The 21,705-nt window shown below is 61.2% G+C and carries 21 protein-coding genes; 10 read left to right on the top strand and 11 right to left on the bottom strand.

The window, feature by feature from the left end; translation table 11 throughout:
• Positions 1–113 precede the first annotated feature (113 nt).
• Complete coding sequence (locus DKY63_RS19110) at positions 114–686, bottom strand: xanthine phosphoribosyltransferase (protein ID WP_110965510.1); 573 nt, start codon at positions 684–686, stop codon at positions 114–116.
• A gap of 57 nt (positions 687–743) precedes the next feature.
• Positions 744–2,753 (bottom strand): DNA helicase Rep, encoded by a 2,010-nt coding sequence (gene rep, locus DKY63_RS19105; RefSeq protein ID WP_110965509.1) that lies wholly within the window; start codon positions 2,751–2,753, stop codon positions 744–746.
• Between the two features lie 265 nt (positions 2,754–3,018).
• On the opposite strand from rep, the gene DKY63_RS19100 reads away from it, so the two are divergent.
• A complete protein-coding gene (locus DKY63_RS19100; RefSeq protein ID WP_110965508.1) occupies positions 3,019–4,692 on the top strand; it encodes a putative bifunctional diguanylate cyclase/phosphodiesterase in 1,674 nt (557 codons plus the stop codon).
• A 108-nt stretch (positions 4,693–4,800) separates the two neighbouring features.
• On the opposite strand, the gene DKY63_RS19095 is transcribed toward DKY63_RS19100, so the two are convergent.
• The gene (locus tag DKY63_RS19095; protein ID WP_110967945.1) at positions 4,801–6,198 is read right to left on the bottom strand and encodes a NorM family multidrug efflux MATE transporter; all 1,398 of its coding nucleotides are present in this window, start codon (positions 6,196–6,198) and stop codon (positions 4,801–4,803) included.
• Between the two features lie 158 nt (positions 6,199–6,356).
• Here DKY63_RS19095 and DKY63_RS19090 point away from each other — a divergent pair, with 158 nt between their 5' ends.
• Positions 6,357–7,277 (top strand): LysR substrate-binding domain-containing protein, encoded by a 921-nt coding sequence (locus DKY63_RS19090; protein ID WP_110965507.1) that lies wholly within the window; start codon positions 6,357–6,359, stop codon positions 7,275–7,277.
• Positions 7,278–7,443: 166 nt separating this feature from the next.
• Positions 7,444–9,420, top strand: a complete 1,977-nt coding sequence (locus DKY63_RS19080) for a methyl-accepting chemotaxis protein (RefSeq protein WP_110965506.1) — start codon at positions 7,444–7,446, stop codon at positions 9,418–9,420.
• Between the two features lie 116 nt (positions 9,421–9,536).
• Here DKY63_RS19080 and DKY63_RS19075 read toward each other — a convergent pair whose 3' ends face one another.
• Together DKY63_RS19075 and DKY63_RS19070 are read right to left on the bottom strand one after the other, a co-directional pair.
• Complete coding sequence (locus tag DKY63_RS19075) at positions 9,537–11,030, bottom strand: YifB family Mg chelatase-like AAA ATPase (protein ID WP_110965505.1); 1,494 nt, start codon at positions 11,028–11,030, stop codon at positions 9,537–9,539.
• 901 nt (positions 11,031–11,931) lie between these two features.
• Complete coding sequence (locus DKY63_RS19070; protein WP_110965504.1) at positions 11,932–12,192, bottom strand: accessory factor UbiK family protein; 261 nt, start codon at positions 12,190–12,192, stop codon at positions 11,932–11,934.
• Positions 12,193–12,611: 419 nt separating this feature from the next.
• Between DKY63_RS19070 and glnK the strand changes: the two genes are divergently transcribed.
• The 4 genes from glnK to sutA all read left to right on the top strand — a co-directional run bounded on the left by glnK (position 12,612) and on the right by sutA (position 15,390).
• Positions 12,612–12,950, top strand: coding sequence for a P-II family nitrogen regulator (glnK, locus tag DKY63_RS19065; RefSeq protein WP_002555808.1), 339 nt, complete (start codon positions 12,612–12,614; stop codon positions 12,948–12,950).
• 35 nt (positions 12,951–12,985) lie between these two features.
• The gene (locus DKY63_RS19060; RefSeq protein WP_110965503.1) at positions 12,986–14,323 is read left to right on the top strand and encodes an ammonium transporter; all 1,338 of its coding nucleotides are present in this window, start codon (positions 12,986–12,988) and stop codon (positions 14,321–14,323) included.
• A gap of 215 nt (positions 14,324–14,538) precedes the next feature.
• Positions 14,539–14,964: a secondary thiamine-phosphate synthase enzyme YjbQ gene (locus DKY63_RS19055; protein WP_110965502.1), complete on the top strand. Its 426-nt coding sequence runs from the start codon at positions 14,539–14,541 to the stop codon at positions 14,962–14,964.
• 102 nt (positions 14,965–15,066) lie between these two features.
• Positions 15,067–15,390, top strand: coding sequence for a transcriptional regulator SutA (gene sutA, locus DKY63_RS19050; RefSeq protein ID WP_110965501.1), 324 nt, complete (start codon positions 15,067–15,069; stop codon positions 15,388–15,390).
• A gap of 188 nt (positions 15,391–15,578) precedes the next feature.
• Here sutA and DKY63_RS19045 read toward each other — a convergent pair whose 3' ends face one another.
• From DKY63_RS19045 to lptM, 6 genes are read right to left on the bottom strand one after another with little or no spacing between them, the layout of a single operon-like run.
• Positions 15,579–16,283 carry an HAD family hydrolase gene (locus DKY63_RS19045; RefSeq protein WP_110965500.1) on the bottom strand — a complete coding sequence of 235 codons (705 nt, stop codon included), beginning with the start codon at positions 16,281–16,283 and terminating at the stop codon, positions 15,579–15,581.
• Positions 16,280–17,179 (bottom strand): tyrosine recombinase XerC, encoded by a 900-nt coding sequence (gene xerC, locus DKY63_RS19040; protein ID WP_110965499.1) that lies wholly within the window; start codon positions 17,177–17,179, stop codon positions 16,280–16,282. The genes DKY63_RS19045 and xerC overlap by 4 nt, the downstream gene beginning before the upstream one ends.
• 2 nt (positions 17,180–17,181) lie before the next feature.
• The gene (locus DKY63_RS19035; RefSeq protein WP_110965498.1) at positions 17,182–17,907 is read right to left on the bottom strand and encodes a DUF484 family protein; all 726 of its coding nucleotides are present in this window, start codon (positions 17,905–17,907) and stop codon (positions 17,182–17,184) included.
• Positions 17,908–17,920: 13 nt separating this feature from the next.
• Positions 17,921–18,751: a diaminopimelate epimerase gene (gene dapF, locus DKY63_RS19030; RefSeq protein ID WP_110965497.1), complete on the bottom strand. Its 831-nt coding sequence runs from the start codon at positions 18,749–18,751 to the stop codon at positions 17,921–17,923.
• 4 nt (positions 18,752–18,755) lie between these two features.
• Positions 18,756–20,003 (bottom strand): diaminopimelate decarboxylase, encoded by a 1,248-nt coding sequence (gene lysA / locus DKY63_RS19025; RefSeq protein ID WP_110965496.1) that lies wholly within the window; start codon positions 20,001–20,003, stop codon positions 18,756–18,758.
• A gap of 9 nt (positions 20,004–20,012) precedes the next feature.
• On the bottom strand, positions 20,013–20,183 hold the full coding sequence (gene lptM, locus DKY63_RS19020) for an LPS translocon maturation chaperone LptM (protein ID WP_110965495.1): 171 nt from the start codon (positions 20,181–20,183) through the stop codon (positions 20,013–20,015).
• A gap of 295 nt (positions 20,184–20,478) precedes the next feature.
• On the opposite strand from lptM, the gene cyaY reads away from it, so the two are divergent.
• The 3 genes from cyaY (at position 20,479) to rnk (ending at position 21,700) form a co-directional block, all read left to right on the top strand.
• Positions 20,479–20,811: an iron donor protein CyaY gene (cyaY, locus tag DKY63_RS19015; RefSeq protein WP_110965494.1), complete on the top strand. Its 333-nt coding sequence runs from the start codon at positions 20,479–20,481 to the stop codon at positions 20,809–20,811.
• Positions 20,812–20,815: 4 nt separating this feature from the next.
• On the top strand, positions 20,816–21,034 hold the full coding sequence (locus DKY63_RS19010) for a DUF1289 domain-containing protein (protein ID WP_110965493.1): 219 nt from the start codon (positions 20,816–20,818) through the stop codon (positions 21,032–21,034).
• Between the two features lie 255 nt (positions 21,035–21,289).
• The gene (rnk, locus tag DKY63_RS19005; protein ID WP_110965492.1) at positions 21,290–21,700 is read left to right on the top strand and encodes a nucleoside diphosphate kinase regulator; all 411 of its coding nucleotides are present in this window, start codon (positions 21,290–21,292) and stop codon (positions 21,698–21,700) included.
• Positions 21,701–21,705: the final 5 nt, after the last annotated feature.

The raw sequence follows: 21,705 nt of genomic DNA, 5'->3' as shown, positions 1-21,705 counted from the left end.
CAACTGTAGGAGCGAGCCTGCTCGCGATTGCGGTGTATCAGTCAAAGAAGATGTCGACTGGTACACCGCAATCGCGAGCAGGCTCGCTCCTACAGTGGAGTTGCGGTATGGCGTTACTCGATGAAGGTCACAACACCACCGGCCAGCGACTTCACGCGCGCCAGCGACTCAACGCGGTAACCCTGCGAATCCAGCTCTGCACGGCCGCCCTGGAACGACTTCTCGATCACGATGCCCAGGCCCGCCACGGTGGCGCCGGCCTGCTTGATGATCGAGATCAGCGCCTGGGACGCCTTACCGTTGGCCAGGAAGTCGTCGATGATCAGCACGCGGTCGCTGCTGGTCAGGTGGCGTGGGGAGATCGCCACGGTGCTTTCGGTCTGCTTGGTGAACGAGTACACGGTCGCCGACAGCAGGTTTTCGGTCAGGGTCAGGGACTGGTGCTTGCGGGCGAAAATCACCGGTACGCCGAGGTTCAGGCCGGTCATGATCGCCGGCGCGATGCCCGAGGCTTCGATGGTGACGATCTTGGTGATGCCCGAATCCTTGAACAGCGCGGCGAATTCGTCACCGATCTGCTTCATCAGGGCCGGGTCGATCTGATGGTTCAGAAAGGCGTCGACTTTCAGGACCTGGTCGGAAAGCACGATGCCTTCTTCGCGGATTTTCTTGTGCAGGGCTTCCATGAAGCTGTCCTCTAATGGCGCTTGTGGCGCCGAAGGTCTATGTAAAAGTGGTCAATTCTAGCGCTTTAACATCGCGCGTATATCTGCCAATGCGTTATTGCCGCGAACGGCTTTGACTTCGGTCGGAGTGTCGTCGTTGCCTTCCCAAGCCAGATCGTCCGGTGGAAGTTCATCGAGGAAGCGGCTCGGTGCGCAGTCGATGATCTCGCCGTACTGCTTGCGCTTGGCGGCGAAGGTGAACGCCAGGGTCTGGCGCGCGCGGGTAATGCCCACGTAGGCCAGGCGACGCTCTTCTTCGATGGTGTCGGCTTCGATGCTGGAGCGGTGCGGGAGGATTTCCTCTTCCATGCCCATGATGAACACGTAGGGGAATTCCAGGCCCTTGGACGCATGCAAGGTCATCATCTGCACGCCTTCGGCACCGTCTTCCTCTTCCTGCTGGCGTTCCAGCATGTCGCGCAAAACGAGCTTGCCAATGGCGTCTTCGACGGTCATTTCGCCGTCTTCGTCTTTTTCCAGGGTGTTTTTCAGGGCTTCGATCAGGAACCAGACGTTGCTCATCCGGTAGTCCGCGGCCTTGTCGCTGGAGCTGTTGGTGCGCAGCCAGTTCTCGTAGTCGATGTCCATGACCATGCTGCGCAGGGCGGAGATCGGGTCTTCGCCGGCGCACTGCTCGCGGACCTTGTCCATGAAGCGCTTGAAGCGCGACAGGCGATCGGTGAAGCGGCTGTCCAGATGCTCGCCCAGACCGATTTCGTCGGTGGCGGCGTACATCGAGATTTTGCGTTCGGTGGCGTAGTTACCCAGCTTTTCCAGGGTGGTCGAGCCGATTTCCCGGCGCGGCACGTTGATTACCCGCAGAAAGGCATTGTCATCGTCCGGGTTCACGATCAGGCGGAAGTAAGCCATCAGGTCCTTCACTTCCTGGCGTCCGAAGAAGCTGTTGCCGCCGGACAGGCGATACGGTACCTGGTGGTGCTGCAACTTCAGCTCGATCAGCTTGGCCTGATAGTTACCGCGATAAAGGATCGCGAAATCGCTGTAAGGGCGGTCTGTGCGCAGGTGCAGGCTGAGGATTTCCATGGCCACGCGCTCGGCTTCGGCGTCTTCGTTGCGGCAGCGAATCACGCGGATCTCGTCGCCGTGGCCCATTTCACTCCACAGCTGCTTTTCGAATTCGTGGGGGTTGTTCGAGATCAGGACGTTGGCGCAGCGCAGGATGCGGCTGGTGGAGCGGTAGTTCTGCTCCAGCATCACCACTTTCAAGGACGGGTAGTCTTCCTTGAGCAGCATCAGGTTTTCCGGACGCGCGCCGCGCCAGGCGTAGATCGACTGGTCGTCGTCGCCCACCACCGTGAACTGGTTGCGCGTGCCGATGAGCATTTTCACCAGCAGGTACTGGCTGGCGTTGGTGTCCTGGTATTCGTCCACCAGCAGGTAGCGCACCTTGTTCTGCCACTTTTCCAGAATGTCGGCGTGTTCCTCGAACAGCTTCACCGGCAGCAGGATCAGGTCGTCGAAGTCCACCGCGTTGAACGCCTTGAGCGTGCGCTGATAGTGGGTGTAGACAATGGCGGCGGTCTGCTCCTTGGGGTTGCGCGCGTTTTCCAGGGCCTGGGCGGGCAGGATCAGGTCGTTCTTCCAGGCGCCGATCATGTTCTTGATCTCGTCGACGCCGTCGTCGCCCGAGTATTCCTTCTGCATGATGTCGGTCATCAGGGCCTTGACGTCGGTCTCGTCGAAGATCGAGAAGCCCGGCTTGTAGCCCAGACGCACGTGTTCCTTGCGGATGATGTTCAGGCCCAGATTGTGGAAGGTGCTGACCGTCAGGCCACGGCCCTCGCCGGCGCGCAGCAGGGTCCCGACCCGTTCCTTCATCTCGCGCGCGGCCTTGTTGGTGAAGGTCATGGCGACGATGTACTGGGCGCGGATGCCGCAGTTCTGGATCAGGTGGGCAATCTTGCGGGTGATCACGCTGGTCTTGCCGGAGCCTGCACCGGCGAGCACCAAAAGAGGGCCGCCGACGTAGTTCACGGCCTCTTGCTGCCGGGGATTGAGTCGGGACATAGGTAAATTCAGGAGTCGGTCACGAAATGGGCCGGCATTTTAACAGGCTCAGAGAATTGTGCTGCTCTCTCCGACTTGTGACGCACAACGCGATCTCTAATTGCCGGTTTTGATACTTTCACGCAGGATGCGCAAGGAATTCACGGCTAATGTTCGTAATTTCGGATACAAAGGCCTCGTTTGATAAGTGATGTCATTTGGTCATTGCCTATCAGATCGGCATAATGCCTGTCGCCTACATCTTTGCAGAGTCTAGGGAGCTAGCTTGTCTACGCCTGTCGAACCCTTGCGTTTGCTGCTATTGGCCGAAGAGCCAGCGTGGGCAGCGTTGTTGCGCGAGTGTCTGGCTCCGATGGGGAGCTCGGCCGTGCTCATCAGCGCGCCGAGTTGGGAGTCGGTCAGCAGTCTGTTCGATGACAACCGCAGCGCGGTGTTGTTGACGATCCCGGCCCTTCAGCCGGCGCCGGGCCGTTGCTGTCTGCCCACGGTGCTGCTACTCGAACATGAGCCCCTGACCCCGCCCGACGGTGTAAGCGACTGGCTGGTACGCGACCATCTCGACCCTGGCATGTTGCGTCGCTGCCTGCGCCACGTGCGTGAGCGCGGCGTGCTGGAAACAACTCTGCAACGCCTGGCCGAACAGGACCCGCTGACCGGCATCGCCAATCGCCAGGGCTTCCAGACCTTGCTGACCGCGCGCCTGGCGGAGAACGACGGCCGCGGCCTGGCGCTGGGTCACCTCGATCTCGACAACTTCCGTTACGCCAACGACGCCCTCGGCCATCAGGCCGGTGATCGGCTGATCCTGCAAGTGGTCGCGCGGCTCAAGAGCCAGCTCGAAGCCGGCGACCAGCTGGCGCGCCTGGGCAGCGACGAATTCGCCTTGCTCATCGACACTCGCCGCGCGCCCCAACGTGCCGAGTGGATGGCCGAACGCATCACCGAAGCGCTGGCCGAGCCCTATTGGATCGATGGCGAAAGCCTGTTGATCGGCTCCAGCCTGGGTATCGCCCACGCCCGCGCCCAGGCCGGTGCCGACCCGCTGATGTGGCACGCCCACATCGCCATGCAGCAGGCCAAGAGCACCCAGGGCTGCACCTTTCACATCTTCAACGAACGCATCAACCGTAACGCCCGCAGCATCGCCGACCTCGAAACCGAGCTGCGCCGGGCGTTGCGCCGCGATGAGCTGGAACTGCATTACCAGCCACGGCTGAACCTGGAGGACGGCCAGATCGTCGGCCTCGAAGCCCTGGTGCGCTGGCGCCATGCCGAGCGAGGCCTGCTGCCACCGAGCGAGTTCGTGCCGCTGGCCGAGCAGAGCGGTTTGATCGTGCCGCTGGGTTACTGGGTGATTTCCCGGGCCCTGCGCGACATGCAGGCACTGCTGGAACTGGGCTTGCCGCCGTTGCACATGGCGATCAACCTGTCGTTCCGCCAGTTCCAGGACAGCCAGTTGCTGTCGACCCTGAGCCGGCTGATTGCCGAGCGCGGCGTCGAGGCGCAATGGCTGGAATTCGAACTGACGGAAACCGCGGTCATGCGCCGCAGCGATCTGGTCAAGCAGACCATGGACGCCCTCGGGCGCCTGGGTGTGCGCTTCTCCCTCGACGATTTCGGCACCGGGTTCTCATCGTTCGTCCACCTCAACAGCCTGCCGATCACCTTGCTGAAGATCGACAAGAGCTTTGTCGGCGGCATGGAACAGCGCGAGGAGAACCGCAAGCTGGTCCACGCCATGATCAACCTGGCGCACAACCTCAACCTGGAAGTGGTGGCCGAGGGCGTGGAAACGCCTGGGCAAATGGAGTTGTTGCGCGGGTTCGAGTGCGATCAGGTGCAGGGGTATTTGATCAGCAAGCCGCTGGCGCTGGCTGAATTGGTGGAGTACCTGATGTTTGGCAGCAATCAACAGCCGGCTTTGGAGGTCGTGGTCTAACACGGACCCATTGTAGGAGCGAGCCTGCTCGCGATAGCGGAGTACCAGTCAATATCAATGCTGACTGACACGCCATCATCGCGAGCAGGCTCGCTCCTACAAGGGATCTCAGTCAGGCTGGGCGACCTCGAAGCGCTGCTCTGACGTTGTGTCGCGCTTGATCATCCGCTTCATCTTCCACTCGAACGCCAGTGTCAGGCTCACCGCCGAACACGCCAGCCCCAACGCCAGTCCCCACCAGACGCCCGTCGGCCCCCAGTGCAGGTGGAATGCCATCCACCATGCGGCCGGCGCGCCAATCAGCCAATAACAGGCCAGCCCCACCAGGAAGGTGGTCTTGGCGTCCTTGAGCCCGCGGATGCAGCCCATGGCAATGGTTTGCGTGCCGTCGAACAACTCGAACCACGCCGCCACCGCCAGCAGACTCACGGCCAGGTTGATGACTTCGCGAAACGCCGGGTCGTTGTGGTCCAGGAACAGGCCGATCAACTGGTTCGGCAGCAGCCAGAGCACCATCGCAAAACACAGCATCGCCACCGCACCGAAGGCAATGCCGACCCGCCCGGACAGTCGCGCATCCTGCAGTTGCCCGGCGCCGTAGTGCTGGCCGATACGCATGGTGATCGCATAGGAGATCCCCGCCGGGATCATGAACGCCACCGACACGATTTGCAGGGCGATCTGGTGCGCCGCCAGTTGCGTACTGCCCATGGTGCCCATGCACAGTGCCGCGAACGCAAACAGCCCGACCTCCACGGCGTAGGTGCCACCGATGGGCAGGCCCAGGCGCCACAGTTCCTTGAGGTACTGACGGTTGAACTTGAGCAAACCCTGACGCAACGGATAGGCGTCGTAGGCCGGGTGCTGGCGAATGTGCCACGCCAGCGCCAAGGCCATGAGGTTGGCGACAATCGCGGTGACCAGGCCGATACCCATCAGACCCAGTTTCGGCAGGCCGAACATCCCGGTAATCAACGCGTAGTTGAGCAGGAAGTTGGCCACCGTGCCGCCCAGGCTGATGACCATCACTGGCGTGGCCCGGCCGATGGCGCTGGTGAAGCCACGCAAGGCCATGAACGTCAGGTAGCCCGGCAAGGCGAAGGGCAAGAACACCAGGAACTGCCCGGCGGCCTGAACGTTGCTTTCGGTCTGGCCGAACAGCAGCAGGACCGGCTTGAGGTTCCACAGCAGCAACCCGCCACCCAGCGCCATCAACCACGCCAGCCACACCCCGGCCTGGGTCAGCCGGGCGGCGCCGAAAATATCGCCCGCGCCCTGACGGATCGCCACCAGGGTGCCGACCGCGGCAATCACGCCAATGCAGAAGATCGATACGAACGAATAGCTGGCCGCGCCCAGCGAACCCCCGGCCAGCGCCTCGGGACTCAGGCGCGCCATCATCAAGGTGTCGGTGAGGACCATCAGCATGTGCGCCAACTGCGAGGCGATCAACGGCCCCGACAGCCGCAGGATGGCCCAGAGTTCAGTACGTGCTGGATGCTGCATGATCATCACGCTCGAATATGGAGAGTAGTCAGGAAGGGTCGATTCTCGGCGCTCCGAGGGGTTTGCACAAAGGGATAAAAAGGATGGATGGCATGATTCAAACTCATGCTGAACAGTTTCTGCTAGGGTGGCCGAATCCCCGTGTAGGAGCTTTCCCCATGTCACGTCGCCTTCCTCCCTTGTATGCCCTGCGCGCATTCGAAGCGGCGGCGCGGCACAGTTCGTTTACCCGTGCGGCCGAAGAGCTGTCGATTACGCAAAGTGCGGTCAGCCGGCATATTCGTACGCTGGAAGATCATTTTGCCTGCCGCTTGTTTCACCGCAGCGGTCGCCACCTGCAATTGACCGAATCAGCCCGCTTGCTGCTGCCGGGGATCCGCGAAGGCTTCACGGCGCTGGAGCGCGCCTGTAATACCTTGCGCGCCGAAGACGACATTCTGCGCATGAAGGCTCCATCGACCCTGACCATGCGCTGGCTGCTGGCGCGCTTGAGTCGCTTCCGCCATTTGCAGCCGGGCAATGAAGTGCAATTGACCAGCGCCTGGATGGATGTCGATTCGGTGGATTTCAACGATGAGCCGTTCGATTGCGCAGTGCTGCTGAGCAACGGCCATTTCCCGCCGGACTGGGAGGCGAGTTACCTGTTCCCCGAGGAATTGATTCCGGTAGGCGCCCCTAATCTGCCGAGCGATCAGCCGTGGGATGCCGCGCGCCTGGCCAACACCGAGCTGTTGCACCCGACTCCGGACCGCCGCGACTGGCGCAATTGGCTGGAGCGCATGGGCCTGGCCGATCAGGTGTCACTCAAGGGCGGGCAGGTGTTCGATACGCTGGAGCTGGGCATGATCGCGGCCGCACGAGGCTACGGCGTGTCCATGGGCGACTTGCTGATGGTGGCCGAGGATGTCGCCCAGGGGCGGTTGAGCCTGCCGTGGCCGACGGCGGTCGCCAGTGGCGAGAAGTACTACCTGGTCTGGCCGAAAACCCGCCCGGGCGGAGAGCGCATGCGCCGGCTCAGTGACTTCCTGCAAAGTGAGGTCCGGGCCATGGAATTACCGGATGTCGTGCACCTGAGCTGAAACGATGAAGCTATGTCCCGGTTGAGCGCTCAAGTATTCCGCTCAACCGCCGAAAATGTGCACATGGGACCTTCGTGCAGGTCCGACGCTACCCCCCAAATTATTAGAAATTTTGCTGAGTCTGCGTCGAGATCAGGATGATCCGGCTGCTCGGCCAGGAGCAGTCATGTCTCAACCTCGCGCCCGGATCGCTTCACAGCTCGGCCTTGCGCTCGCCGTGATACTGGCGATTGTCATCACCGGCAGTACCCTGTTCGCCCTGCGTTCGCTGGACACCGCCAACCTCGCCACCCGTGAAGAGCACCTGGCCAGTGAAGCCCGGTTGCTGGCCGATCAGTTGAGCACCTTCCACGGTACCTTGCGTGAAAGCACCCTGCGTCTGGCGGGGCTGTTCGAGAAGCGCTTCAACGGAGGGCTGAGTGTGCACCCGGATGAACCGGTGACCGTGGCGGGCGTGCAGACACCGGGCCTGCACCTGGGCAGCGAAGTGCTCAACAACAACTTCAAGGAAGTGGATGAGTTCAAGCAGATGACCGCGGGCGTGGCCACGGTGTTCGTGCGCAGCGGCGAAGACTTCATTCGGGTCAGCACCAACGTCACCAAGCAGGACGGCAGCCGTGCAATCGGCACTGTCCTGGATCATGCGAACCCGGCTTACGCGCGCTTGATGGCGGGGCAGAGCTTCGTCGGTCGATCCCTGCTTTTCGAGCGCTTCTACATGTCGCAATACACCCCGGTACGGGACAGCAGCGGCAAGGTCATCGCGGTGCTGTACGTAGGCTTCGATTACACCGACGCGCAGAAAGCCCAGTTCGAGAACCTCAAGCGATTCCGCATCGGGCAGACCGGCTCCCTGGCGTTGCTGGACGAGCAGAACAAATGGCTGGTGCCGATTGCCGGGGTGCAGGCGCTGGATCAAGCGGTCCCGGCGGTCGTGGCGCTGGCTAAAACCCCGGGCAAGGGCGACTTCTGGAGCGACAAGGTCGAAGACTTCTACAGCATCGCCGTACCGTTCGAAGGCGGGCCGTGGTCGGTGGTGGCGAGCATGCCAAAAAGCGAAATCAGCGCCGTGACCTGGAGTGTGGGTATCCGCCTGGCCATCGGCAGTTTGCTGGCGATGTTGCTGGCAGTCGGCGCGGCGGTCTGGCTGTTGCGCAGCAAACTCGCGCCGCTGGGGGATCTGGTGCGCCAGGCCGAAGCGCTGGGCGCCGGTGATCTGAGCGTGCGTCTGAGTGTGTCGAGCCACGACGAAATCGGCCAGTTGGCCCGCGCGTTCAACCAGATGAGTCAGGCGCTGTCGACCATGGTCGAGCACATCCGCAACGCGTCGCATGAGGTCAACAGCCGCGCGCAGGCCTTGTCCGGTCTGTCCGGTGGTGCCTATGAGGGAATGGAGCAGCAATCGGGCGAAATCACCAGCATGGCCGGGGCCGTGGAAGAGTTCAGCGCGACGTCCCTGAACATCGCCGACAACATGGGCAACACCCAGCGCATGGCCCAGGACAACGCCCGGCAGACGCAGATCGGTCGCACTTCGATGGACGAGGCGTCGTCGTCGCTGGAGCAGATCGCCGGTGCCTTGAACAGCACGGCGACAGTGATCAATACCTTGGGGCAGCGTTCCCAGGAGATCGGCGGCATCGTCGGGGTGATTACGGCGATTGCCGATCAAACCAACCTGCTGGCGCTCAATGCGGCAATCGAAGCTGCTCGTGCCGGTGAGCAGGGCCGTGGTTTTGCGGTGGTGGCCGATGAGGTGCGCAACCTGGCGTCCCGTACCCGCGAAGCCACTGACGAAATTTCCGGGATGATCCAGAGTATTCAGCAGGAGACCGGCAACGCCATCAGCACCATGGAGCAGGGCAATGTGCTGATGCAGGAAGGTTTGTCGCGTAACGCCAACGTTGCGGAAGCGCTGGCGCGGATCGATGAGCAGAGCCGTTCGGCGGGACAGCAGTTCGCCGCGATCACCACGGCTACTCAGGAGCAGAGCAGCACTGCGACGTTGCTCAGCAGTAACTTGCAGAGCATTGCGCTGGCGAACAGTGAGCAGCGTGAGGTTGTGTCGAATTTGGCGGTGACCGCTAAAGAGCTGGAGAAGCTGGCGGCGGATTTGCGGTCCGAGGTTGACCGGTTTCGGTGAGGTGTCCTTGAAATAGCTTTCGCGAGCAGGCTCGCTCCTACAGAAGATCTTTGGGGATTCCGAGATCCACTGTAGGAGCGAGCCTGCTCGCGATGGGGCCGACTCGGTTTCAGCACCTATTGAGTCGCCGGCCGATACTGCAACGCCTCGGCCAGATGCTCCCGACTGATCTCATCGACCCGCTCCAGGTCAGCCAGTGTGCGCGCCACCTTGAGCAACCGATGCGCCGAACGCAGCGACAGGGTCAGCCGCTCACAGGCTGACTCCAGCCAGTGCTCATCGGCTGTGGATAACGTGCAGTGTCGTTTCAACCCCGGCAGATCGAGAAAGGCATTCGCGCAACGCTGGCGTTTCTGCTGGCGCTCGCGCGCGTCGGCGACGAGAGCAGAGGCGCTATTGCTGTCATCTTCGGGCCTGGGGATGGGGTTCAAGGCGGTGGCTTCCCGGGCAACCGTCAGGTGCAGGTCGATGCGATCCAGCAGCGGTCCGGACAGTTTGTTGCGATAGCGCTGAACCATGTCCGGTGTGCATGAACATCGTCCAGTTGGTTCGCCCAGATATCCACAGGGGCAGGGATTCATCGCCGCCACCAGTTGAAAGCGCGCCGGAAAACGTACGCGCTCCCTGGCTCGGGAAATCACGATATGGCCCGACTCCAGTGGCTCTCTTAAAACCTCCAATACCTTGCGATCAAACTCCGGAAGTTCATCCAGAAAAAGTACGCCGTGATGGGCCAGGGTGATTTCGCCGGGTTGCGGTTTTGAACTGCCGCCGACCAGCGCCGGACCGGACGCGGAGTGATGGGGCTGGCGAAACGGTCGCTGCGGCCAGTGGGTGAGCGGCGCACCACTGGCGACCGACTGAATCGCCGCCACCTCCAGGGCTTCGCTCTCGCTCAGTGGCGGCAGCAACCCCGGCAATCGACTGGCCAGCAAGGTTTTGCCCGTTCCCGGAGGCCCGCTGAACAGCAGGTTGTGCGCACCGGCTGCCGCAATCAGCAGCGCGCGTTTCGCCGCCATTTGGCCCTGCACCTCATTGAGGTCAGGATAGGGTTTGGCGGCGTGGATCAAACCGTCCGAGACATAAGGCTCGATCGGTGTATGCCCGTTGAAATGCGCCACCGCCTGCAGCAGATGATCCACCGCAATCACCTTCAAGCCCGACGCCAGGCAAGCCTCCTCGGCATTCGCCCGCGGCACCACCAGCGTGCGCCCGGCCTTGCGCGCCGCCAGCGCCGCCGGCAGTACCCCGCGCACCGCCCGCACTTCGCCGGACAAGGCCAGTTCGCCAAGGCATTCCACGTCATCGAGGGTCAGGGTCGGCACCTGCACGCTGGCCGACAGAATCCCCAGGGCAATGGCCAGATCGAACCGCCCGCCATCCTTGGGTAAATCCGCCGGCGCCAGATTCAGCGTGATCCGCCGCGCCGGAAACTGCAGCCCCGAATTGATGATCGCGCTGCGTACCCGATCCTTGCTCTCCTTCACTGCGGTCTCGGGCAAGCCGACCATGGTCAGCGACGGCAAACCATTGGCCAGATGAACTTCGACGGTGACAGCGGGTGCATCCACGCCAACCTGGGCGCGGCTGTGGACGATGGAAAGGGACATGGTCGTTCCTTGAGCTTCTATGGGGGGCCGCTTCCTGCGGGTTTTTGAAGAGTAGTTTGGGAGGGGATTTTGATGGGGTGGGCGAGGGTGCAAATTTACACTGAATATTACGGATGATTTGGCATGAACAGCAGGCGAAAAAAAACCGCCTTGAGAAGACGGTTTTTTGATTGCAGGCTTTGGTGAGGCCAAGGCCTGCGTATCCCAAGTGGATACACTCGCGTGAGTTGAGGTTATGCATGTTTGATCGTAGATGCAAGTATCACCAACGCGTGAACACGTCATGCGTCCCCAAACGGAGCGCTAAATGAAGCATTGTCCGACGCATCATTCATGACCGATTAAACACTAATGGTTTGATACAACTTGTTAGCTCATTCAGATCATTTCATCGTGATCGCCTGCGATACCATTCGCGCCGACGATGCCCACTCATCGGGTGGCTCGCCAAGCTTGGTCGGGATCGTAACGACTTCACGTTCCTCGACACGGTGTGAGAACCGTGCCGGTGTTGTTTTTGGGGAACCCACACCCGGCCGCCTTGGTGGATACGCTCGCGTGTAATCCCGAAGGTGTTCGTATGCCGGAAAGTGCATCGGAGGTTTGGCCCCACGCAAGGAGGGCCAAAGTATGTCTAAGTTTCTTAAACATATGTGGCGCCTCGTTAGAAGCGCGTTATGGGCTTTTCGCCTATACGAGTTTCTGAGAGACAATTGGGATGATTCGTTGTAAGGATTGAACCGATGGAAACCGCTCCTGCTTCGGCAGGGGCGGTTTTTTTATGTCTTCTCGCATGCATGGCTTCAGATCAAAAGATCGCGGGCTTCGGCAGTTCCTACAGGTAGATTTGAAAGTCCCGTCGACCTTCTATCGCGGGCAAGCTCCCACAGGGAGCGAGGGATCACTCGGCTGGGGAATTCAGCTTCGCTTCCATCTCCGCCACTTTCGCTTCAAGGCTCTCCAGGCGGGCGCGGGTGCGCGCCAGCACGACCATCTGACTATCAAACTCTTCACGACTGACCAGGTCCAGTTTGCTGAAGGCGCTTTGCAGCAGCATCTTGAACTGGCTTTCGATTTCGGCTTTCGGCAGTGGGGTGTCGCCGCTGAAGAGGCGGGAGGCGGTGCCGCTCAGGGCGTCGAGGAAGTCTTTGGGCGCGAGCATGGGGAATGTCCTGTTAGCAATGGCGGGCAGTGTATCACGCAGTGTCTATAGTCAAATCCGCGGGCAAGGGATGCACGCTTTTCGCGCATGCGGATGGACGGCATCGCACCGTTGTTGTGCGTAACTCGCCGGGTGTTGTTGTGAAGTCGCGGCCATCTGCGGGCAAAGGCTTGATAACAGTGAAATTTCCAGAGATGGCAAGCTTTCTGCTTAGACCCTCATGACCCATGCACTGATGCAGTCGCCGTGACGAATGCAGTGCGCCGAGCGAAGCACGGGGAGTGTTTGGCAAGGAGCGGTTAGCTGGCGTCGGACGGGCAGGTAAGGCCGACGATGCGTTACAAAGCCAGGCACTGCGCTTAGACTTGAGACGGGTTTGTTTTCCTGGGGCAAGTCCACCAATTCGGGAGAGAGTTTTCATGAAGCTAGTCACTGCCATCATCAAGCCGTTCAAGTTGGACGACGTGCGCGAGTCGCTGTCCGAGATCGGCGTGCAGGGCATTACCGTCACTGAAGTCAAAGGCTTCGGCCGGCAGAAGGGTCACACCGAGCTGTATCGCGGCGCGGAGTACGTGGTCGATTTCCTGCCAAAGGTGAAGATTGATGTCGCCATTGACGACAAGGATCTGGACCGGGTCATCGAGGCGATAACCAAGGCTGCCAACACCGGCAAGATCGGTGACGGCAAGATCTTCGTGGTCAATCTGGAACAGGCGATTCGCATCCGTACCGGCGAAACCGATACCGACGCCATCTAAGCCGCCACAAACCCAACGCCCCAGGAGAAAACAAAATGACTCTGCGTAAATTCGCAGGGCTAGGAGCCCTGTTGTCCATCGTAATGCCCGGCCTGGCCTTGGCGGCAGACGAAGTGGCGGCCCCAGTCCTCAACTCCGGCGACACAGCCTGGATGTTGACCTCGACAGCCCTGGTGCTGTTCATGACCATTCCCGGCCTCGCGCTGTTCTACGGCGGCATGGTTCGGTCGAAAAACATTCTTTCCGTGATGATGCAGTGCTTCGCCATTACCGGTCTGATCAGCATCCTGTGGGTCATTTATGGCTACAGCATCGCGTTCGACACCACCGGCATGGAGCAGGGCGTCGTCAACTTCAACTCCTTCTTCGGCGGCATGGGCAAGGCTTTCCTGGCCGGTGTCACGCCAGCCAGCCTGACCGGGCCTGCGGCGCTGTTCCCTGAAGCGGTGTTCATCACCTTCCAGATGACGTTCGCCATCATCACCCCGGCGCTGATCGTCGGTGCCTTCGCCGAGCGCATGAAATTCTCCGCGATGCTGGTGTTCATGGGCATCTGGTTCACCGTGGTCTATGCACCGATTGCGCACATGGTCTGGTCCGGCAACGGCGGCCTGATGTGGGACTGGGGCGTGCTCGATTTCGCTGGCGGTACCGTGGTGCACATCAACGCCGGTGTGGCCGGTCTGATCGCCTGCCTGGTACTGGGCAAGCGCAAAGGCTTCCCGACCACCCCGATGGCCCCGCACAACCTCGGCTACACCCTGATGGGCGCCGCGATGCTGTGGATCGGCTGGTTCGGCTTCAACGCCGGCTCCGCAGCGGCAGCCAACGGCACTGCCGGCATGGCGATGCTGGTGACCCAGATCGCGACCGCCGCTGCTGCCCTGGGCTGGATGTTCGCCGAGTGGATCACCCACGGCAAACCGAGCGCACTGGGTATTGCTTCGGGTGTGGTTGCCGGTCTGGTCGCCATCACTCCGGCGGCGGGCACCGTGGGCCCGATGGGCGCTCTGGTGATCGGTCTTGCGGCGGGCGTGGTGTGCTTTTTCTGCGCGACCACCCTGAAACGCAAAATGGGCTATGACGACTCGCTGGATGCCTTCGGCGTGCACGGTATCGGCGGTATTCTCGGTGCGATTCTGACCGGTGTTTTCGCCGCACCGTCCCTGGGTGGCTTCGGCACCGTGACCGACATCGGCGCACAGGTCTGGATTCAGTGCAAAGGCGTGGGCTTCACGGTGATCTACACCGCGATCGCCACCTTCATCATCCTCAAAGTGCTGGATGCGGTGATGGGCCTGCGTGTAACCGAAGAAGAAGAAGCGGTGGGCATCGACCTGGCGCTTCATAACGAACGCGGCTACAACTTGTAAGCACGCGCATGTAAAAATTTGCCCGGCTTGCCGGGCATTTTTTTGTCTTCGATTTGTCATCGCGGGTGCAGCTGAAAGGTTTTTTCCGACAGCTTTTTGAACGTTTCCACGGGGTGATTTTCTACGGTCAAAGGCTTAGGCGTTCGAAGCAGTATTAGGGCCTTTGTTTTTTCCCAGAGCGCGCTAGAATGCGCCCCGAACGTGCGGAGAACTGTATGTGGCAACAGACTCTGATAACCCTGCGGGCGAGGCCCAGGGGCTTTCATCTGGTAACGGACGAGTTACTCGCCGGTCTGCCCGAACTCAAGGCGTGCCGGGTCGGTCTGTTGCATTTGTGGCTACAGCATACCTCGGCGTCGTTGACCATCAACGAGAACGCCGATCCGGCGGTACGTCGCGACTTCGAACGATTTTTCAATCGTCTGATCCCACAAGGAACAGACGGCTATGAGCATAACGACGAAGGCCTGGACGACCTCCCGGCGCACTTCAAGGCCAGCGTGCTTGGCTGTCAGATCAGTCTGCCGATTTCGGCGGGCCGACTGGCGTTAGGAACCTGGCAAGGCGTTTATCTGGGCGAGCACCGTGATTTTGGCGGTGCCCGTAAAGTCCTCGCCACCTTGCACGGTGAGGAGGCATGAACCGCTGGTCACCTGGTGGTTATTGAATTTTTCTGGCGGCCTTCGACAGAGGGCTAAGCTGGGCTATAACTAATCTGCTTTTCGCAAGTCATGAGGTAGAACATGAGCGACGATGATCTGGAAAACGACGACCTCGAAGTAGGCGACGAAGACGAGGCCGAAGACGGCCTGGAAGCAGCGGCAGAAGACGTCGCTGAAGACGATGGCGGTGATGCACCCGTCCCGACCGCCAAAGGCAAGGCCAAGGCTGCGGTATCGGTCGATGAGCTGCCGAGTGTCGAGGCCAAGAACAAAGAGCGTGATGCTCTGGCCAAGGCTATGGAAGAGTTCCTGGCCCGTGGTGGCAAGGTGCAGGAAGTGGAGGCCAATGTGGTCGCCGATCCGCCCAAGAAGCCTGACAACAAGTATGGCAGCCGGCCTATCTGAGCCTGCTCCCTGCTTACTGAAAAAGCCCGCCGTCGCTGCGGGCTTTTTCATGTCTGGAACAAAGCTCTTCGGCTTGACACAACACCTGTAGGAGCAAAGCTTGCTCGCGATAGCGGTATGTCAGTCGATATGGATTTTGCATGTTCAGTCGCCATCGCGAGCAAGCTTTGCTCCTACAGGATGGTGTGTCATTGCCTGGAGTTCCACAACGCCAACAACGCCGGCAACTCGGTCAGGCTGCGAATCTCGGCATCCGGCAAACGCTCGGCTTCCCAGACCTTGCCCGCCGGGTTGAACCAGATCGCCCGCAGCCCCGCTTGCTGGGCGCCGGCAATGTCGTCTCCCGGGTGATCGCCGATATGCACCGCCTTATCAGCCGTCACTCCCCCGCGCTGCAAGGCCTCATGAAACAGTCGGGCATCGGGTTTGGCGATGCCGATGTCCTCGGCACACAAGGCAAACTTGAAATAGTCCGCCAGGCCCAGCCGGCGCACATCGGCGTTGCCGTTGGTCACCACGCCCAGGGCGTAATGGTTGGCCAGCACTTCCAGGGTCGGTTGCACCTCCGGGAAGATCTCCAGCTGATGCCGGGCATGCAGGAACACTTCGAAGCTGCGCTCGGCCAGGTCCGATGCTTGCGCCTGGCTGTAACCGGCTTCTTCCAGGGCCAGGAACAATACGCGCCGACGCAAGGCGCTGATGCGGTACTTGAGGCCGGGTTCACGGCTCAGGATACGTTCGCGAATGGCCCACAGGTGTTCCACCGGAACCGCGCCCAGGTTGGGTGCATGTTCGGTCAGCCATTCACGCAATACGGCTTCGGCGCTGACGATTACCGGGGCGGTGTCCCAAAGGGTGTCATCGAGGTCGAAGGTGATGAGTTGGATCGTCATGAATCGTCGCCTTTAATGCGTTTGGCCCGTGGATGGGCGCTGTCGTAAACGGAGGCCAGATGCTGGAAGTCCAGGTGGGTATAGATCTGCGTGGTCTTGATGTCCGAGTGGCCGAGCAGTTCCTGCACCGCCCGCAGGTCCTGGGAGGACTCCAGCAAATGGCTGGCGAAAGAGTGCCGCAGCATGTGCGGGTGCAGGTTCTGCCCCAGTTCACGCTCTCCGGCTGCCTTGACTCTTACCTGTATCGCCCGTGGGCCGAGTCGTCGGCCTTGCTGGCTGACAAACACCGCGTCGTCCGCCGGATTGGCCAGTGCACGCAAGGGCAGCCACAACTCCAGCGCTTCGCGCGCCTTCTTGCCCACCGGAAGTAGACGGGTCTTGCTGCCCTTGCCGAGCACCTGGACCATGCCGTCAGCCAGATCGAGCTGATCCAGGTTCAACCCGGTCAGCTCCGACAGGCGCAACCCGGAAGAGTAAAACAGCTCGAGAATTGCCTGATCGCGGCGCGCGAGGAAATCATCTTCAACCCCGCCTTCCAGCAGTTGCAGCGCACGGTCGGTATCGAGGGTTTTCGGCAGCCGGCGTTCGCCCTTGGGCGGCGCCAGGCCATTGGCCGGGTCGTGATCGCACAGGCCTTCGCGATTCAGATAGTGATAGAGCCCACGCACCGCCGACAGCAGCCGCGCCAGGCTACGGGACGATTGTCCCTGGGCATGCAGGCGGGCGATCAGGCTGCGCAGGCGCTGGATATCCAGTGCGGCCCAACTGCCAATGTTCTGTTTGACACACCAGCCCAGCACTTTATCGAGATCGCGACGGTAGGCCGACAGCGTATGTGGCGACACCTGCCGCTCACTGCGCAGGTGTTCGCAGTAAGCGTCCAGTTGCCGTTCCATGATCAGCGTACCGAGCGCAGGGAGCTGTTGATCCGTGGCAGCACGCGGCCCATGACTTCGGCGATGTAGCTCAGGAACAGCGTGCCGACCGAGCTTTTGTAGTGCTGCGGGTCACGGCTGGCGATGGCCAGGATGCCGTGGATGCCCTGGTGACTGATGGCAACGACGGCGGTGGAGCCGATCTGCTTGCGCTGTTCTTCGCCGAACAGGAAGTCCAGCTCATGCTCGCGCAGGGTACCGCTGACACTCTTGTCTTCCTGCAGCAGGCCGCCAATGGCCACCTGTGCTTCGGCATGAGTCACCCAGCGACCCACCGGCGTGGCGTTGTCGCCCAGCAGGATCAGGCTGACGAAGGGCACCTGGAAGTCCTGGCGCAGGCTGTCTTCGACGCTCATCACCACGTCTTCCAGGGTGCTGGCGTCCATCAGGGCGAGGATCAGGCGGCGGGTTTTTTCGAAGAGACGATCGTTGTCCCGGGCCACGTCCATCAAGTGCGAAAGACGGTGACGCAACTCGATATTGCGGTCACGCAGAATGGTCATCTGCCGTTCGACCAGGGACACGGTATCGCCGCGTCGGTGGGGAATGCGCAGGGCCGGGAGCAGTTCTTCGTGTTCGACGAAGAAGTCCGGATGAGCCTCCAGGTACGCGGCAATCGCCGCCGCCTCCAGGCTTTCGGACGCTGATTCGTCGGGCTGTCGGGCGGGTACCTGTGGCTTATCGGTCATGGCTTTGGCTCACTCAAAGACGCACTTGTCCTTCGTATACACGCACTGCCGGGCCAGTCATCAAGACCGGTTGGCCGGGGCCTGCCCATTCAATGGACAGGCGCCCGCCAGGCAAGTCGATCAATAGCGGCGAATCCATCCACCCCTGGCTGATCGCGGCGACCGCGGCGGCGCAGGCGCCAGTCCCGCAGGCCTGGGTTTCCCCGGCGCCGCGTTCCCAGACGCGCAATTGCGCACGATTGCGGTCGATGACCTGGAGGAAACCGACATTGACCCGCGCCGGGAAGCGCGGGTGATGCTCGATTTTCGGTCCCAACTCATGCACCGGCGCATTGTTGATGTCGCTGACCCGCAGCACGGCATGGGGGTTGCCCATCGACACGGCGGCCAGATCGACCGGCGTACCGTCGACGTCAACCTGATAACTCAGGGCCTGCTCGGCTGCCTGGAACGGAATATCCGCCGGCACCTGGCGCGGGGCGCCCATGTTGACGCCGATCTGCCCGTCGTTGCGCACATCCAGTTCGATGATGCCGCTTTTGGTTTCGACGCGGATCTGCTTCTTGGCGGTCAGGCGCTTGTCGAGCACAAAACGGGCGAAACAGCGGGCGCCATTGCCGCACTGTTCCACTTCCGAACCATCGGAGTTGAAGATCCGATAGCGGAAATCCACGTCCGGGTTGCTCGGCGCCTCGACGATCAGCAACTGGTCGAAACCGATGCCGGTATGCCGATCGCCCCACAGCTTGGCGTGCTTGGGCAGGATGTGCGCGTGCTGGCTGACCAGGTCGAGAACCATGAAGTCATTGCCCAGGCCGTGCATCTTGGTAAAACGCAGCAGCATGGTTTTACTCCGGCAGCAGGCTTTCGCCAGCAAACAACTCGGCTACCGTTTCACGGCGACGCACTTCAAAGGCCTGATCACCGTCCACCAGCACTTCGGCGGCACGACCGCGGGTGTTGTAGTTGGAACTCATGACGAACCCGTAGGCGCCCGCCGAATGCACGGCCAGCAGATCGCCTTCTTCCAGGGCCAGTTCACGCTCCTTGGCCAGGAAGTCACCGGTCTCGCAAATCGGGCCGACGATGTCGTAGGTACGGGCAGCGGTGTTACGCGGGCGCACGGCCGTGACGTCCATCCAGGCCTGGTACAGCGCCGGGCGGATCAGGTCGTTCATCGCCGCATCGACGATGGCGAAATCCTTGTGTTCGGTGTGCTTGAGGTACTCGACCTGGGTCAGCAGCACGCCGGCGTTGGCCACGATGAAGCGGCCCGGTTCGAACACCAGCGCCAGGTCGCGACCGTCGAGACGCTCACGCACGGCCTTGATGTAGTCGCCGGCCAATGGCGGTTCTTCGTCGCGATAGCGCACACCCAGGCCACCACCGAGGTCGATGTGGCGCAGGTAGATGCCACAATCGCTCAGGCGGTCGACCAGGCCCAGCAGGCGGTCGAGGGCGTCGATGAAGGGCGGCAGGGTGGTCAGTTGCGAACCGATATGGCAGTCGACGCCGACCACTTCCAGGTTCGGCAGCTGTGCGGCGCGCACGTACACGTCTTCGGCGTCGGCGATGGCGATGCCGAACTTGTTCTCTTTGAGACCGGTGGAAATGTACGGGTGAGTGCCGGCATCGACGTCCGGGTTCACGCGCAGCGAGATCGGCGCGCGAACGCCCAGCTCGGCGGCCACCACTTGCAAGCGTTCCAGCTCGTCGGTGGACTCGACGTTGAAGCAGTGCACGCCGACTTCCAGGGCGCGACGCATGTCGTCACGGGTCTTGCCGACGCCGGAGAACACGATCTTGTCGGCGCTGCCGCCAGCGGCCAGTACGCGTTCCAGCTCGCCACGGGAAACGATGTCGAAACCGGCGCCCAGACGTGCCAGGACATTCAGCACGCCCAGGTTGGAGTTGGCCTTGACGGCGAAACAGACCAGGTGCGGCATGCCGGCCAGCGCATCGGCGTAAGCCAGGTATTGGGCTTCGATGTGGGCACGGGAATAAACGTAGGTTGGTGTGCCAAAGCGATCGGCGATGGCAGACAGGGCAACACCTTCCGCGAACAGTTCACCGTCACGGTAGTTAAAAGCGTCCATGAGGTTCCCTTATTGGTAGACGTCGTGCTTGTGAGCCTTGGATGGCTTTTGCGAGGACTGGGCTTGCGCCGCAGGGTCCTGGTCTTCGTCTGGCAGGTACAGCGGGCCTTTTTGACCGCAGGCCGACACAAGGCAGGCAACCGCGAGGAGCGCAGCAAGGGAAGAGATCAGGCGCTTCATGGCGAAATCCTTGAAAATGCATTAATTGGGCCGGAGTATACCGGCCACCCGGCAGCTTGCCTATGCGAGGGGGCTCCCGTCTGGCGGGGCTTGCAAGATGCCAGTCGGTATCATGCAATCTCTGTGGGAGCGAGCCTGCTCGCGAAAGCGGTGGGTCAGCCAACTATGATGTTGAATGTGCCGGCCCCTTCGCGAGCAGGCTCGCTCCTACAGATCGTAATCCTTTGCATTCGGCAAGCAGCGCCCGTATCTTGCGGCGCTTGAGCCTGATCAGACACTTTTTGAGGTTGCCGTAATGAGTTTGTCCGAAGCGCGTTTCCACGATCTGGTCGATGCCACCCAGCAAACCCTGGAAGACATCTTCGAGGACAGCGACCTGGATATCGATCTGGAGAGCTCGGCCGGTGTGCTGACCGTCAAGTTCGAAAACGGCACCCAGTTGATCTTCAGTCGCCAGGAGCCACTGCGGCAGCTGTGGCTGGCGGCGGTCTCCGGTGGCTTCCACTTCGATTACGACGAAGAGAGCGGGCGCTGGATGTGCGACAAGAGCGAAGAGCAATTGGGCGAAATGCTCGAGCGCATCGTCCAGCAACAGGCCGGTGTCGAGTTCGATTTCGAAGGCCTGTAACGCCGTGACCCAGCCTGCGCCAGTTCGCCCGCCCAAGCCGCTCTACAGCAACGTCAGCCCGGCGGTGCCATCGCCGTGCAGCGGTGTGTGTCGCCTGGACGAGCAGAAAGTCTGCCTGGGATGTTTCCGTCATGTGGAAGACATCCGCGAATGGCGCTCGGCCGATGATGAGCGGCGGCGGGTGATTTGCACGCAGGCTTTGCAGCGCAAACCCCGCGCCTGACTAAAACCCCTGTAGGAGCTGAGCTTGCTCGCGATGGCGGTGTGGCAGTCAAAAAATCTGCCGTCTGATACACCGCCATCGCGAGCAAGCTCAGCTCCTACAGAGTGGCGGTGACCGCCCGGTGGCAGCTTGTATATTTTTTGAGCTGTGATAGTGTCCGAATACGCCTCAACCCATCGAGGCTCGTGAAAACCCCGCCTTGTTTTTGGCGGGGTTTTGCTTTTTTCGTGCAGAAGAAAGGAGTCTGCCCTGATCATGACCGCACCTTCCATCACCCTTACCCGTCTGGACGTTCAGCGTCTGGAGCGTCTGATCGACAGCCTGGATGAAACACTGCCGGGCGTAATTGCGCTGCAAACCGAGCTGGACCGTGCCGATACGCTGGTGGGCCACGATGAAGTGCCACCTGACGTCGTGACCATGAATTCTCGCGTTCACTGCCGTGAAGAAATCAGCGGCAAGGACTATCACCTGACCCTGGTTTACCCCAAGGACGCCAATGCCGACGAAGGCAAGATCTCGATCCTGGCGCCGGTGGGCAGCGCGTTGCTGGGCCTGAAAGTCGGTCAGCACATCGACTGGCCGGCACCTGGCGGCAAGACGCTGAAACTGACACTGCTCGAAGTCGAATCGCAACCGTCCAATGGTGGCGACTACAACGTTTGACCGCG

The sequence above is a fragment of the Pseudomonas putida genome, from assembly GCF_003228315.1.
Lineage (GTDB): Bacteria > Pseudomonadota > Gammaproteobacteria > Pseudomonadales > Pseudomonadaceae > Aquipseudomonas > Aquipseudomonas putida_S.
The sequence above is the reverse complement of the archived record's forward strand: the minus strand, read 5'-3'. Positions and strand labels throughout refer to the sequence as shown.